The following is a 12,841-nucleotide window of genomic DNA, read 5'->3' on the forward strand; positions in this document are numbered from 1 at the left end:
GGCGCCGGAACATCCGTCCGCGCCGACCCTAGCCTCGCCGGGACGGACGGAACGGGTGCGGCGGAGCCCGCGGGCTCAGTCCGGCCGGGTCCGGACGTGTTCGGGTCGTACGCCGAGACCGACGAACCGGCTCATCGGCCGGCGGATCACCGGCGCCAGCCAGGCCGGCACGGGCGCCGCCGGGGAGGCGCCGGGGTCCGCGCGCAGCGCACGGTTGAGCCCGAACGTCTGCACCGCCCGCTGGAACGCCTGGGTGACGGCGGTCGGCAGCTGCCGGCGGCGCTGGACGGCGGCCAGTGCGCGGTCGGGCACCGGCACACCGGACCGCTGGGCCTCGCGTAACGACGGGACGAGCAGGTTGGCGGCGGCCACGGCGTCCTGGACGGCGAGGTTGATGCCCACCCCGGCCACCGGCGACATCGCGTGGGCGGCGTCGCCGATCGCCAGCAGGCCGGGGCGGTACCACCGCCGCAGCCGGTCCATCCGGACCTCGAGCACGCTGGTGTCGTCGAAGCTCCGCAGCTCACCCACCCGGTCGGCGAGGAACGGCACCGTCTGCGCCACGCCTTGGCGCAGCGCGTCGATGCCCTGGCCGCGCAGATCCTCGAAGCCGCCCTTGCGGATGAGGTAGGCGATCTGCCAGTACGTCCGCCGGGGAATGGTGACCGCCGCCCGTCCGGGCCCGAAGCGGAACGTCAGCGCCTGCGCGGCGGAGTCGCTCTCGGCCCAGGGCAGCCGGAACCACACCACGTCGATGGGTGCGCCGAACGCGCGGGAGGTCAGGCCCGCCGCCCGCCGCAGCGTCGAGTGCCGGCCGTCGGCGGCCACCGTGAGCGCCGCGCGCAGGACGTGACCGTCCCCGGGGTCACCGCCCCGGTCGCGGAAACGTACGCCCACCACCCGGCCGCTCTCGACCACCAGGTCGTACGCCTCCGCCTCGCGGCGCAGCTCGAACTCCGGGTAGGCCGAGGCCGCGGCGGCCAGGAGCTCCAGGAAGTCCCACTGCGGTACCAGCGCGATGTAGGGGTGCCGCACCCGCAGTCGCCGCAGGTCGAGGATGTCGACCCGGCGGCCGGCGCCCTCGAAACCGGCACGCTCGACGCGCTGGTGCGGTATCTCCTCCAGGCGGTCGGCCAGCCCGAGTTCGGCGAGCACCTCGAGCGTGGACGGATGGACGGTGTCGCCGCGGAAGTCACGAAGGAAGTCGGCGTGCTTCTCCAGCACCGTCACCCGGATGCCGGCCCTGGCCAGCAACAACCCCAGCATCACCCCGGCGGGCCCGCCGCCGGCGACGCAGACAGTCGGTTCCGGCATGGGTCGCTCGCTCCGGTCTCGTCAGTCGTCGCGGTTGTGTTCGTCCCACGGACGGAAGCCGCTGTCGGCGGTGTGGTCCCAGTCGAGACCGCCGCGGGTGCTGCGTACAGCCCCGACGATCATGAACAGGATCATCAGGCAGACGAACCCGGCGACGGCTATCGCCACGACCACTTTCCAGTCCATGCTGTCCCCGATCGCCGCCGGTTCTGATCGCGCCGGTTCTCGACAAGAAACGATGCCAGCAATGCGATGACTGCGCAGGACGTTACCAAAAGCGCAGTCTCCGGTCACTGATCCGAGATTGCCACCCGCCGGGACCTACACACTGTCAAGGTATTGTTGCGTTGAGTGGCCGACGATTGATCATTGGGTCGTCGTTGAGTGGTCGAGGCCTTCAACTTCCTACGACGCGGTGGTGGCGAACGTGTCCGCTCGCCACCACCGCGTCCGTCCGGCAACCGCTCCTCGCGACGTGTGCAGTCGCGGGTTTGACGGCTACCGCGTGCCGGCTAGTGCGTGCCGCTACTGCGTTCCGCCTACTGCTTGACGAACAGCTTGGTGAAGTCGGGCCCGCCGCTGAACGGGTCGAGGACGACGCCACCGAGCTTGGAGCCGTACAGGAAGTTCGTCTTGGAGTACGACACCGGAATCACCGGGGCGTACTTCTGCATCATCATCTTGTCGAGCTTGGGCCACTCGGCCTGCTGTTCCTTCAGCGGCAGGGCGGAGATCCGGTCGATCTCGGCGTTGATGTCCTTGGCGTTGAGGAACGACTTGACTGGCGCCGAGGCCGGGTTGAGCGCGATCAGCCGGCCGTCGAAGATGGCCGGGAACACGGTGCTGCCCGACGGCCAGTCCAGGCACCAGCCCGACGGACGGATGTTGATCTTCGACCTCGAGTTCTCGAGTTCCGCCCGCACCTGGTCGCGCGGCATCGGGATCGCGGTGGTCCTGAAGCCCGCGGCCTTCAGCTTCTGCGAGCGGACGGCCGAGACCTGCGCGGAGATGTCGTTGTCGTTGGAGTAGGCCCACACGATGTCGAAGCCGAGCTTCCCGGCCTTCTCCAGCATCTTCTTGGCCTTGGTGGGGTTTCCGTCCCCCTTGCTGCCGTTGCCGAACAGGTCGTAGTTGACGAAGCCCGGTGTCACCTTCGGCAGGATCGTGGTCGCCGGGGTGTAGGTGAACGGGTTGTCGCCGCCGGACTTGTGCAGCGAGTCGTACGGCCAGGCGGTGATCAGCGCCCTGCGCACCTCGAGCGGAATCCGCCGGGTGTCCATGAAGATGAAGCTGGTGCAGGTGCCGTCACCGGTCATCATCCGCTTCTCCGGCTCCTTGCCCTGGATCTTGGGCAGCAGTGAGGAGTCGACACTGTCGTAGGTGATCGCGGTCTGGTCCGGGCCGTTGTCCGCGATCAGCTGCTCCTGCAACTTGATCGGGTTCTGGCCGTACTTGAAGTCGTACTTGTCGACGTACTGGTGCCGGGCGGCGTCGGTCTTCGGGTCCCACTGGTCGTTCTTGACCAGCACGAGCCGCTTGCCCTTCTGGTAGCTGTCGAACTTGTACGGCCCGGTGGCCAGCGGGTGGTTGCCGTAGGCGTCCCTGGTGTCCTTGGCCTGCGGGATCGGCGTGAACACCGGGAACGTCGTGTAGTACGGCAGGTCCGGGAACGGCTTGGCCATCTTCATCACGACGGTCTTGTCGTCGGGAGTGGACACGCCCGGGTAGTCGAGTCCGCCGCCCTGCGCCTTGGTCTTGAACGGGCCCTTGTACTTTCCGCCGTCCAGGAAGTAGCTCTGCTGGTACACCGGGCCGCCGGGGAGTTCCTCGGTGGCGAAGGAACGCTTCACCGAGTAGGCGAGGTCCTGCGCGGTCACCGCGGAGCCGTCCTCGTACTTCAGCCCGTCCTTGAGGTGGAACGTCCACTCGGTGTAGTCCGCGTTGTGCCGGCCCAGGTCGGTGGCCAGGTCCGGGATCAGGTAGTACTTCCCGTCCGGGCGGAGCTCCAGCGCGGTGAGGGTGCGCGCCGTCAGGCGGAGCACCGAACCGGTGTCGATGTAGTACGAACGGGTGGGGTCGAACGTCTCCGGTGCCTGCACCGTGAGGATCGTCGCCGTGCCGCCCTTCTGCGCACCGGCGAGGTCCTTGGCCGGTCCCTTGGCGTTGGCGTCCTGCACCACCTGGAACCCCGCGCCCTGTGGAGTCGCCGGCGACTCGTTCTGCTGCTGCTTGTCCTGCTGGGCCGCTTCCTGGGATGGAGTCTTGCCCCCACCGCAGGCGGTCAGGCCGAGAGCGAGTGCCCCGACGACCGCCACCAACCTCCTGTATCGCATGCCAACCCACTCCCTGTCCGCGGCCCCTGCTCACCCGTGCCGGCCGCGCACGTCGCTCACCCGTCGATGTGGAGATGCCGATGCTGTGTTCCTTGCCGGCTTGGTTGGTTGCCGGCTTGCTTGCCTGCGATGCGTTCGCGATGCCGCCGGCGCTGACGTCCGGGCCGACGCTGTCGATCAAGCCGGTTGGAACGATAGGCGGCAAGCGGGCGGTCGGCGGTCACGAATCGGGCACGCTTGTTCATCGATGTGATGGCGTGTGAGGGCGGGTGAGGACGTACGGGAAACCGCGGCGGGTGTCAGGACGTCAAGCCGCGTTCGGGTTGTGGAGGCCGCGAGGCCCGCGGTGTCTGTCGAACGTTCAGAGAATGACGTCGGCGAGCTCGTCGGCCCGCGGCGGATCCGCGCCCGGGCGGGTGCAGGTGAGCGCCGCGGCGGTGGCGGCCCGGGTGAGCAGGCCGTGCAGCGTTTCCTCCGGCAGCGTCGGCCGCGGCTGCCGCAGAGCGGGCAGCAGGTCGTGGTCGTGCAGCCCCGCGAGCAGTGCGGCGCTGAACGCGTCGCCGGCGCCGACCGCGTCCACCACCGACACCACCGGGGCGGTGACGTCCACCCGCGGCTGTGCCGGGCCGGCGGCGAACGCGCCGTCCGGGCCGAGGGTCACCACCACCAGCGCCGGGCCGCGCTCGCACCACCGGCGTACGACGTCGGCCGGATCGGTGCCGGGATACAGGTAGCCGAGGTCGTCCGCGCTGACCTTCACCAGGTGTGCGGAACCGAGCTGGGCCTCGACCCGATCGCGGGCGGCGTCCCGGTCCGGCTGCAGGTGCGGGCGGATGTTGGGGTCGAGGCTGATCGTCACCGCGCCGCGGTCGCGTTCGCGGGCGAGCCGCTTCTCCAGCACGCTCGCGCCGGGCTCCAGCGCGAGGGCGAGCGACCCGGTGTGCACCGCGGTCACCTCCGCGGGGAACGGGTCGGGGAGTTCCTGCGCGGTCCACTGCCAGTCGGCGGTGCCGTTGCAGTAGAACTCGAACCGCGGCGAGCCGTGCGGGTCCAGGAACACGAACGCGAGCGTGGTCGGCTCGCTCGCGGTCACGGCGTACCGCGTCGACACGTCGTTGGCGGCGAGGTGCGCGCGCAGCCGGGCGCCGAAGGCGTCCTCCGACAGCCGGGCCAGCAGGGCCGTGGGAACGCCGAGCCGGGCCAGGCCGACCGCGACGTTGAACGGGGCGCCGCCGGGCCTGGCGCGGAAGACGCCCTGGTCGTCGCCCTCGAGGTCGATGAGCGCCTCGCCGATCACCGTGATCACGTGTCGTCTCCTGCGGTTCGGGGGAGTGCCAGCATCTCGCAGGGTCCCACGCCGGGCCAGCGGCGGCCGATGGCGGACCCGGCACGCGGGCGCTCCTCGTCCCTGCTGCGTTCAGAGCCTAGGGTCATCGGGATGAGCAGCCTCCGGTGCGACGGAGGGCCGGGCCGGAAGGGACGAGGCGATCGGTGGTGAGCGACGTCGGCGCGGCCGTACGCCGTGTCCTGCCGGTGGTCGCCGTCGCCGGGTTGCTCGGCCTGCTGGTCGTGGTGGCCGCGATGTCCGGACCGGAGGTCACCGGACTGCCGCTGCCCGGTCGCGGGCAGCGGGTGGTGACCCCGCCGCCACCCCCGACCGCGGGACCCACCGCGGCCCCGACGCCGACGGTGAGCACCGCGCCGCCGTCGGTGTCCGCTCCGGGATGGCTGGCCTGGGTCCCGGCGGTCTTCGGCGTACTCCTGCTGGCCGCGCTGGTCGTGCTGGTGGTCCACCTCGTCCGGCTCTACCTGCGCAACCGGACCCCGCGAGACCGCGAGGACGTGGACGTCGCCCCGCTGCCGGTGGAGATCGAGGACGAGACCGGGCAGCGGTTGCGGGCCGCCGTGGACGCCGGCATCGAGGAACTGGACGACGACGGAACCGACCCGCGCCGGGCGGTGATCGCCTGCTGGCTGCGGCTGGAGGCGGCGGCCGCAGAGGCCGGCACACCGCGCGCGCCGGCCGACACCCCCGGTGACCTGGTGGCCAGGATGCTGGCCTCGCACCGGGTCAGCGCGCCGGTGCTGCGCGGGTGCGCGGACCTGTACCGCCGGGCGCGGTACGCACCGGGCGAGGTCGAGGAGTCGATGCGTACCCAGGCGCGGGAGGCGCTCGGCCGGCTGCGGACCGAACTCGCCGCCGGCCAGGAGTCGCGGGGCGTGGTCCGGTGAACGGGTGGGCGCGCCGGGTGCCGGGCGTGCTGCGCGGCCTCGTCGTCACCGCGGCGGCGGCCGGACTGGCGTACGCCCTGCTGGTGCTCGTCTTCCACGCCCGGGTTCCGTACCCGCTGTGTCTCGCCGTGGTGCTCGTCGTCGTGCTCGGCCGGCTGCTCGTCCGCGCGTTCACCCCGCCGCCGGCCGGGCGGGCGCTGGTGCGCGAGGACACCTCCGGGACGGTGTACGGCGTACCGGACCGGCCGTTCGCCGACGTCCGCCGCTGGGAGGAACGACTGGACCTGATGCGCGGCGACCGCGACTACTACGAGCGCGTCGTCCGGCCCGCGATCGCCGCGGTGGTCGACGAGCGGCTGCGCGTCGGGCACGGTGTGACCCGAGACGGCCAACCCGACCGCAGCCGGGAGTTGGTGGGCGCCCGGATGTGGGATCTGCTCACCACCACCCAGTCCCGCCGGCCGCCCTCGCCGGGTGAGCTGGCCGACGTCATCGCCGAGGTGGAGGACCTGTGAGCCAACCAGAGTTGCCGATTCCGACCGTGAGTGAACGCTGTCAACAGGTACTTGACGCCGTGTCCGGTGTCGTGGTCGGCAAGCGGGGAGCGCTCGAACTCGTCCTCGCCGGCATCCTCGCCGGCGGGCACGTACTGCTGGAAGACCTTCCAGGGTTGGGGAAAACCCTCACCGCGCGGACGTTCGCGCAGGCGCTGGGGGTGGAGTTCCGGCGCATCCAGTTCACCCCCGACCTGCTGCCGGCCGACGTGACCGGCTCCTCGCTGTACGACCAGCGCACCCACGACTTCACGTTCCGGCGCGGGCCGGTCTTCACCAACCTGCTGCTGGCCGACGAGATCAACCGCACGCCACCGAAGACCCAGGCCGCGCTGCTGGAGGCGATGCAGGAACGCCAGGTGTCGGTCGAGGGCGAGACCCACCTGCTGCCCACGCCGTTCCACGTGCTGGCCACCGCGAACCCGATCGAGTACGAGGGCACCTACCCGCTGCCTGAGGCGCAACTGGACCGGTTCCTGCTGCGGGTGTCGTTCGGCTACCCCGAGTCGGAGGAGGAGTTCGACGTGCTGCGCCGCCGGATGTCGCGCCGGCAGGAGGAGGCACGGGTCGCACCCGTGGTCGACCCGGCGACGCTGGTGGCCATGCAGCGTTCGCTGGAAGACGTCGCGGTCGAGGACTCCATCGGCCGGTACGTCGTGGAAGTGGTCCGCGCGACCCGGTCCGACCAGCGGGTGCTGGTGGGCGCCTCGCCGCGGGGTTCGCTGGCCCTGTTGCTGCTGGCCCGGGCGAAGGCGGTGCTGGACGGCCGCGACTTCGTGGTGCCCGAGGACGTGAAGGACGTCGTCGTACCCGCCCTCGCCCACCGGATCACGCTGCGCCCGGAGATGTGGCTGCAGCGGATCGACCCGGCCCAGGTGGTGGCCGAAGCCCTCGCGACCGTGCCGGCGCCGGCGAGCGCGGCCCTGCCGACCTACACGGGCTGAACGGGCCGGCGTGCGCATCCCCCTTCCGGAGCTCCTCCGGGTTCGTCTTCGGGATCGTCTCCGGCCGTCGGGCGGCGACTCCCCGGGCTGGTCGCCGACGCCGGCGTTGCGCCGCGCGCTGGTGGTCACCCTCGCGCTGCTGGTCGCCGCCGTCCTCACCGGCCGGGCGGACCTGGTGGTGCTCGCCACGCCGTTCGCGGTGGGTACGTCGGCGGCGCTGCTGCGCCGGCCGCGCGGGCTGCCCGTCGTCGGGGTGAGCGCCGCCGAGGGCGCGGACCCGGCGGTCGCGGGCGACCTGGTGGAGGGCGCCGACCTGCACGTCCTGGTCGACGTGCGGGCTCGCGGGGCCGCCTTCGACGTCGCACTGGTGCAACGCGAGCAGCCGCCCTGGCTGCGCGACCGGACCCGCGCCCGCACCCACGCGGGCGCGGTGCCGGCCGACGCGGGCACACGGTTCACCCTCACCGGACAGCTCGCGCGCTGGGGCCGCTACGTCGTTCCTCCCGTGCGGGTGCGCGCGGCGGCCTGTGACGGGCTGCTGACCTGCGCCCCGGTGACCTCGGACTCCCTTGCGGTACGCGTGTTCCCGCGCACCGAGCCGTTCGCCGCCGACGAGGCGATGCCGAACGCCGCCGGCCTGGTGGGTGTGCACCGGTCCCGGCGGTTCGGCGAGGGCGGCGAGCTGGCCGGCATCCGGCAGTTCGCACCCGGTGACCGGCTGCGGCGGATCGACTGGCGCGCCTCCCTGCGTACCGGCGAACTCCACGTCGCACAAACCCTGTCCGACCGGGACGCCGAGCTCGTGCTGGTTCTCGACGTACTCCACGAGGCCGGCCGCTCGGAGGGCATCGACGGCGCGCCGAGCGTGCTCGACACGACGGTGCGGGCCGCCGCCGGGATCGCCCAGCACTACCTCGGCCGCGGCGACCGGGTGCGGCTGCTGGAGTACGGCGGCCGCAACCGCGCCCTGCGGGTCGGCTCCGGCCGCCGGCACTTCGTCGCCGCGCTGGAGTGGCTGCTCGCCATCCGGGCGGGAGAGGGTCCGCACGATCCGTCGGCCGGCATCTTCGCCCGGCAGATCCTGCCGCAGCAGGCGCTGCTGGTGGTCCTCACGCCGTTGCTCGACCACCGCAGTGTGGCGCTGCTGGCCCGGCTCGCACGCAGCGGCCGGACCGTGCTCGCCGTCGACACGCTGCCCGACTCTGCCCGGCCGGACCGGGAGAACCCCTGGACGCCGGTGGCGTTCGGGCTGTGGCGGCTGGAACGGCGCAACACCGTCGCCCAGCTGCTCGAACACGGCGTACCCACCGTCACCTGGGCCGGCGCCGGCTCCCTCGACCAGGCGCTGCGCGACGTCTCCCGGCGAGCGGCGGCCCCGCGATGAGCTACGCCGGGATGCTGCGGGACGCGCTGACCGGAGTCGGGGACGCCACCCGACGGGTCCGGCGAGGCGCCCTGCTGGTGCGGGCCGTGGTCGCGGTGAGCGGCTTCGCGGCACTCGTACTCGTCCTGCCGGCCGCCGTCCTCGGGCCGCTGTCGCTGCTGATCTGCGCGGCGCTGGCGCTGGTCCCGGCCGTGCTGCCGGGCACCTGGGTCGTGCTGGCGCTGGAGCTGCTCGCCATGGCGGGCTGGCTGGTGCGCACCACGGCGTTCGACTCCTCCGGGTCCTGGTGGGCGCTGGTCGTGCTGGCCGGCGCGGCGTACCTCCACCACACCGGCAGCGCGCTCGCGGCCGTCCTCCCGCTGGACGCGGTGGTCGCCGGTTCGGTGCTGCGCCGCTGGCTGACCCGGTGGGCGGCGGTGGTCGCCGGGACCGCGCTGGTCGCCGCCCTCGCCCTGGGGGTGGCCGGCCGGTTGCCGGTCGCGCCCACGGTGGCGATCCCGGTGCTCGGCGTACTCCTCGCCCTGTTCGCGGTGGGGGTGGTCGCCTACGCCCGGGCGCCCGGCCCGGACCCCGAGCCCGGTGAGTGATCGCCTGGCCGGTTGGGTTGGGTTGGGCAGGCCGGGGCTGGTCGGTCGGGGTCCGGTCCCACTGTGCGAAACCGCCGTGCGGGGCCCGGGGGCGACCTCGTAGCCTTTCGACCATGCGCGTTGGAGTAGTGGGAGCCACCGGCCAGGTCGGTGGAGTCATGCGGCAGTTGCTGGCCGAGGCCAGCTTCCCGGTCGAGGAGGTGCGCTTCTTCGCCTCCGCCCGGTCGGCAGGGAGGGCGCTGCCGTGGCTGGGCGGCGAGGTGATCGTGGAGGACGCCGAGACCGCGTCGTACGCCGGTCTGGACGTCGTGCTGTTCTCCGCCGGAGCCGCCACGTCGAAGCAGCTGGCGCCGAAGGTCGCCGCCGACGGCGCGGTCGTGGTGGACAACTCCTCGGCCTGGCGGATGGACCCCGAGGTGCCGCTGGTCGTCTCCGAGGTCAACCCGCACGCGCTGGCGTCGCTCCCGAAGGGCATCGTCGCCAACCCCAACTGCACCACGATGGCCGCCATGCCCGTTCTGTCGCCGTTGCACCAGGCGGCCGGGCTGCGCAGGCTGATCGTCAGCACCTACCAGGCGGTGTCCGGCGCGGGCGGCAGCGGCGTCACCGAGCTCGACGAGCAGGTACGCAAGACCGCCGGCAACGCCGCGGCCCTCACCTTCGACGGCGCCGCGGTCGACTTCCCGCCGCCGTCGCAGTTCGCCCAGCCGATCGCGTTCAACGTCCTGCCGCTGGCCGGCAGCCTCGTCGACGACGGCAGCTACGAGACCGGCGAGGAGCAGAAGCTGCGCAACGAGAGCCGGAAGATCCTGGACATCCCGGACCTGCCCGTCTCCGGCACCTGCGTACGCGTCCCGGTCTTCACCGGCCACTCGCTGTCGATCAACGCCGAGTTCGAGCGCGAGCTGACCCCGGCCCGGGCGCTGGAGCTGCTCGCCGCGGCGCCCGGCGTGACGGTGGTGGACGTGCCCACCCCGCTGCTCGCCGCCGGTCAGGACCCGTCCTACGTCGGCCGGGTGCGCCGCGATCCCACGGTCGAGCACGGCCTGGCGCTGTTCGTGTCGAACGACAACCTGCGCAAGGGCGCCGCCCTCAACACCGTGCAGATCGCCGAACTCCTGGCGGCCCGGGTCGGCTGAGCCTTCTGGGCCCGCCTTCGGGCGATCCGCCCGGAACGCCCGTCCTCCGTCCGGGGTGACGGTTCGCGTTCCGGGCATGGGGATTCCCTCTCGGTGCGACGCTGGTGGTGGCCGCACGCCCGTGCCGGCCACCACGGGCCGGCCGAGGGGGAGACCGTGATCAAGCCGAGCAGCTTCGCCGTCGGCAGCCCCTGCTGGGTGGACGCGACGGTGCCCGACCTGGAGGTGGCGCGCCGCTTCTACGGTTCGGTCTTCGGCTGGGCGTTCGCCGACCAGGGCCGCGACTACGGCCACTACACGATGTGCCTGCTGAACGACATTCCGGTCGCGGCGCTGATGCCTCCGCAGCCGGGCGACGGCGCACACCCGATGTGGAACGTCTACCTCGCCACGCCGGACGTCGACGCCGCGGCCCGGGTGGCCGCCCAGCACGACGGCAAGCTGATCGTGCAGCCGGTCGACGTGGCCGACAGCGGGCGGATGGCGTTCGTCGCCGACCCGACCGGTGCGACGTTCGGCATGTGGCACGGGCGCGGCCACACCGGCGCCGGGCTGTGGGGCGACCCGGGCGCGGTGACCTGGAACGAGCTCGCCACCCCTGACGGCGCGGTCGCCGACGCCTTCTACCGGGCGATCTTCGACTACGACGCGCAGGCGCCGGCCGACCCGGGCGTCACCGTCTGGAAGGCCGGCGGGCACGACGTGTGCAGCCGGCGGGAGACCACCGAGGTGGAGCCGCAGTGGATCACGTACTTCGCGGTGGCCGACACCGACCAGGCGGTCGGGAAGGTACGCCGGCAGGGCGGGCGGGTCGAACGCGAACCCTGGGACAGCCCGCACGGACGGCTGGCCTGCGTGGCCGATCCGGCCGGCATCTCGTTCCGGCTGGCCGGCCCGCTGTCCGCGGCCTGATCCTCGCTGTCACCGGGTCGGGGGCGCGGCGGGAGCGGAGTGGTCGGCCGTGCTGGTCGTGCTGGTCGTGCTGGTCGTGCTGGTCGGGTCGGGGGACGGCAGGACGTGGGCCAGTACGGCGGTGAGGACGACCACGCCCGCGAACGCCACGCCGAGCGGTCGGTGGCCGGTGAGAACCAGCCCGATCGCGGCGCTCCCGAACACCAGCACCTTCACCGCGACCATGACGGCCGGGTTGCCGAACGGCGCCTTCGGCGCCGCGAACAGGCCCCACAACACAGCGGCGATGAGGGGTACGCCGATGCCGAGGGCGATCCGCACCGCCAGCGGGGCCGTCCCGCGCGATGCCGCGTAGCCGAGGGCGCCGAGTGCGGCGAGTTCGAGCGCGAAGATGGCGGCGAAGTTGACCCGGGCGACCGCCGTGGTGATGCCGTTCGCTGCGATGTCGTTCGTGGCGATGCTGTTCGTCGTGATGCCGCCGGCCATGGTAGTCCTCGTCTCTCGTACCAACCGGATCAGAAAACGAGAGCAGTGCTCTCGCCTGAGAGCACTGTCCTCTGCCGAGGGGGGAACTGTCAAGAGCGGTGCTCTCGAAAGAGAGCGACGCTCACGGTTGTGGCAGACTGCGCCCGTGCCCACGCCCAGGAGTGCCGCGCCGAAGAACCCCACGCCCAGGAGCGCCACCAGGAAGGCCCCCGGTCCGCGAGAGCGTGCCCGGGCCGCGTTCATCCGCGACATCCTGGACATCTCCGGCCGGCAGATCGCCGAGTCGGGCGCCGCGGCCCTGTCCATGCGCGCGGTCGCCCGTGAGCTCGAGGTGGCGTCGTCGGCGCTGTACCGCTACTTCCCCAGCCGGGACGCGCTGCTGACGGCGCTGATCATCGACGCGTACGCCGCACTCGCCGACCGGGCCGAGGCGGCGCAGGCGAAGGTGCCGGCCGGGGACTTCCTCGGCCGGTGGCGGGCGATCTGCCACGCCGTGAGGGGCTGGGCGCACGAAAGCCCGCACGAGTACGCCCTGGTCTACGGCTGGCCCGTACCCGGATACGCCGCGCCCGAGGAGACGATCGAGGCGGGCACCCGGCTGCCGTACCTTCTGCTGGGGGTCGTCCGCGACGCGTGGGCGGCCGGTGCCCTGAGGGAGACCGGTGCACCGGAAGGGGCCGGGGCGCTCGGGGATCCCGCCGGTGCCGAGGCGCCGGCCCTGTCCGCGCAGATGGCCGCGCAGGCCGCGCACCTCGCCGCGGCGACCGGGCTGGAGGACCTGCCGGACACGATCCTCATACGGTCCGTGATCGCCTGGACCCAGGTCTTCGGCGCGGTCAGCCTCGAGCTCTTCGGCCATCTGAAGGGGGCGTTCACCGACGACGCGCCGTTCTTCGCCACGTCCGTGGACCTCATGGCCCACGTGGTGGGGCTCGACGCCCGGACATAATGGCCGG

Annotated in this window: 14 protein-coding genes; 9 read left to right on the plus strand and 5 right to left on the minus strand. The window is 72.6% G+C overall.

From position 1 onward, the window contains the following. Positions 1–75: 75 nt before the first annotated feature. The 3 genes from FHR37_RS00885 to FHR37_RS00895 form a co-directional block, all read right to left on the minus strand. Positions 76–1,314: an FAD-dependent oxidoreductase gene (locus FHR37_RS00885; protein ID WP_092881190.1), complete on the minus strand. Its 1,239-nt coding sequence runs from the start codon at positions 1,312–1,314 to the stop codon at positions 76–78. Between the two features lie 21 nt (positions 1,315–1,335). After that, positions 1,336–1,500, minus strand: coding sequence for a hypothetical protein (locus FHR37_RS00890; RefSeq protein WP_175542349.1), 165 nt, complete (start codon positions 1,498–1,500; stop codon positions 1,336–1,338). Positions 1,501–1,853: 353 nt separating this feature from the next. Next, positions 1,854–3,647 carry an ABC transporter substrate-binding protein gene (locus FHR37_RS00895; RefSeq protein ID WP_092881192.1) on the minus strand — a complete coding sequence of 598 codons (1,794 nt, stop codon included), beginning with the start codon at positions 3,645–3,647 and terminating at the stop codon, positions 1,854–1,856. A gap of 68 nt (positions 3,648–3,715) precedes the next feature. On the opposite strand from FHR37_RS00895, the gene FHR37_RS00900 reads away from it, so the two are divergent. Further along, complete coding sequence (locus FHR37_RS00900) at positions 3,716–3,910, plus strand: hypothetical protein (RefSeq protein ID WP_139238817.1); 195 nt, start codon at positions 3,716–3,718, stop codon at positions 3,908–3,910. A 98-nt stretch (positions 3,911–4,008) separates the two neighbouring features. Here FHR37_RS00900 and FHR37_RS00905 read toward each other — a convergent pair whose 3' ends face one another. Further along, on the minus strand, positions 4,009–4,953 hold the full coding sequence (locus FHR37_RS00905) for a carbohydrate kinase family protein (protein WP_092881194.1): 945 nt from the start codon (positions 4,951–4,953) through the stop codon (positions 4,009–4,011). A gap of 188 nt (positions 4,954–5,141) precedes the next feature. On the opposite strand from FHR37_RS00905, the gene FHR37_RS00910 reads away from it, so the two are divergent. From FHR37_RS00910 to FHR37_RS32850, 7 genes are all read left to right on the plus strand, one after another. Beyond that, the gene (locus tag FHR37_RS00910) at positions 5,142–5,879 is read left to right on the plus strand and encodes a DUF4129 domain-containing protein (protein ID WP_202817903.1); all 738 of its coding nucleotides are present in this window, start codon (positions 5,142–5,144) and stop codon (positions 5,877–5,879) included. Continuing rightward, positions 5,876–6,394 carry a hypothetical protein gene (locus FHR37_RS00915; RefSeq protein WP_092881196.1) on the plus strand — a complete coding sequence of 173 codons (519 nt, stop codon included), beginning with the start codon at positions 5,876–5,878 and terminating at the stop codon, positions 6,392–6,394. Before FHR37_RS00910 ends, FHR37_RS00915 begins: the two co-directional genes overlap by 4 nt. After that, positions 6,391–7,377, plus strand: coding sequence for an AAA family ATPase (locus FHR37_RS00920; protein WP_092881198.1), 987 nt, complete (start codon positions 6,391–6,393; stop codon positions 7,375–7,377). Before FHR37_RS00915 ends, FHR37_RS00920 begins: the two co-directional genes overlap by 4 nt. Before the next feature lie 10 nt (positions 7,378–7,387). Next, positions 7,388–8,761 carry a DUF58 domain-containing protein gene (locus FHR37_RS32845; protein WP_237768581.1) on the plus strand — a complete coding sequence of 458 codons (1,374 nt, stop codon included), beginning with the start codon at positions 7,388–7,390 and terminating at the stop codon, positions 8,759–8,761. After that, positions 8,758–9,348: a hypothetical protein gene (locus FHR37_RS00930; RefSeq protein ID WP_092881200.1), complete on the plus strand. Its 591-nt coding sequence runs from the start codon at positions 8,758–8,760 to the stop codon at positions 9,346–9,348. The genes FHR37_RS32845 and FHR37_RS00930 overlap by 4 nt, the downstream gene beginning before the upstream one ends. Positions 9,349–9,461: 113 nt before the next feature. Beyond that, a complete protein-coding gene (locus tag FHR37_RS00935) occupies positions 9,462–10,487 on the plus strand; it encodes an aspartate-semialdehyde dehydrogenase (protein ID WP_092881202.1) in 1,026 nt (341 codons plus the stop codon). Positions 10,488–10,580: 93 nt separating this feature from the next. Further along, entirely contained in the window at positions 10,581–11,399 is an 819-nt protein-coding gene (locus FHR37_RS32850) for a VOC family protein (protein ID WP_175542351.1), read from the plus strand. 9 nt (positions 11,400–11,408) lie between these two features. Here FHR37_RS32850 and FHR37_RS00945 read toward each other — a convergent pair whose 3' ends face one another. Continuing rightward, positions 11,409–11,885: a YrdB family protein gene (locus tag FHR37_RS00945; protein WP_092881206.1), complete on the minus strand. Its 477-nt coding sequence runs from the start codon at positions 11,883–11,885 to the stop codon at positions 11,409–11,411. Positions 11,886–12,030: 145 nt separating this feature from the next. Here FHR37_RS00945 and FHR37_RS00950 point away from each other — a divergent pair, with 145 nt between their 5' ends. Beyond that, on the plus strand, positions 12,031–12,834 hold the full coding sequence (locus FHR37_RS00950) for a TetR/AcrR family transcriptional regulator (RefSeq protein WP_202817904.1): 804 nt from the start codon (positions 12,031–12,033) through the stop codon (positions 12,832–12,834). Positions 12,835–12,841 lie beyond the last annotated feature (7 nt).

Source organism: Actinopolymorpha cephalotaxi, assembly GCF_013408535.1.
GTDB classification, from domain to species: Bacteria; Actinomycetota; Actinomycetes; order Propionibacteriales; family Actinopolymorphaceae; genus Actinopolymorpha; species Actinopolymorpha cephalotaxi.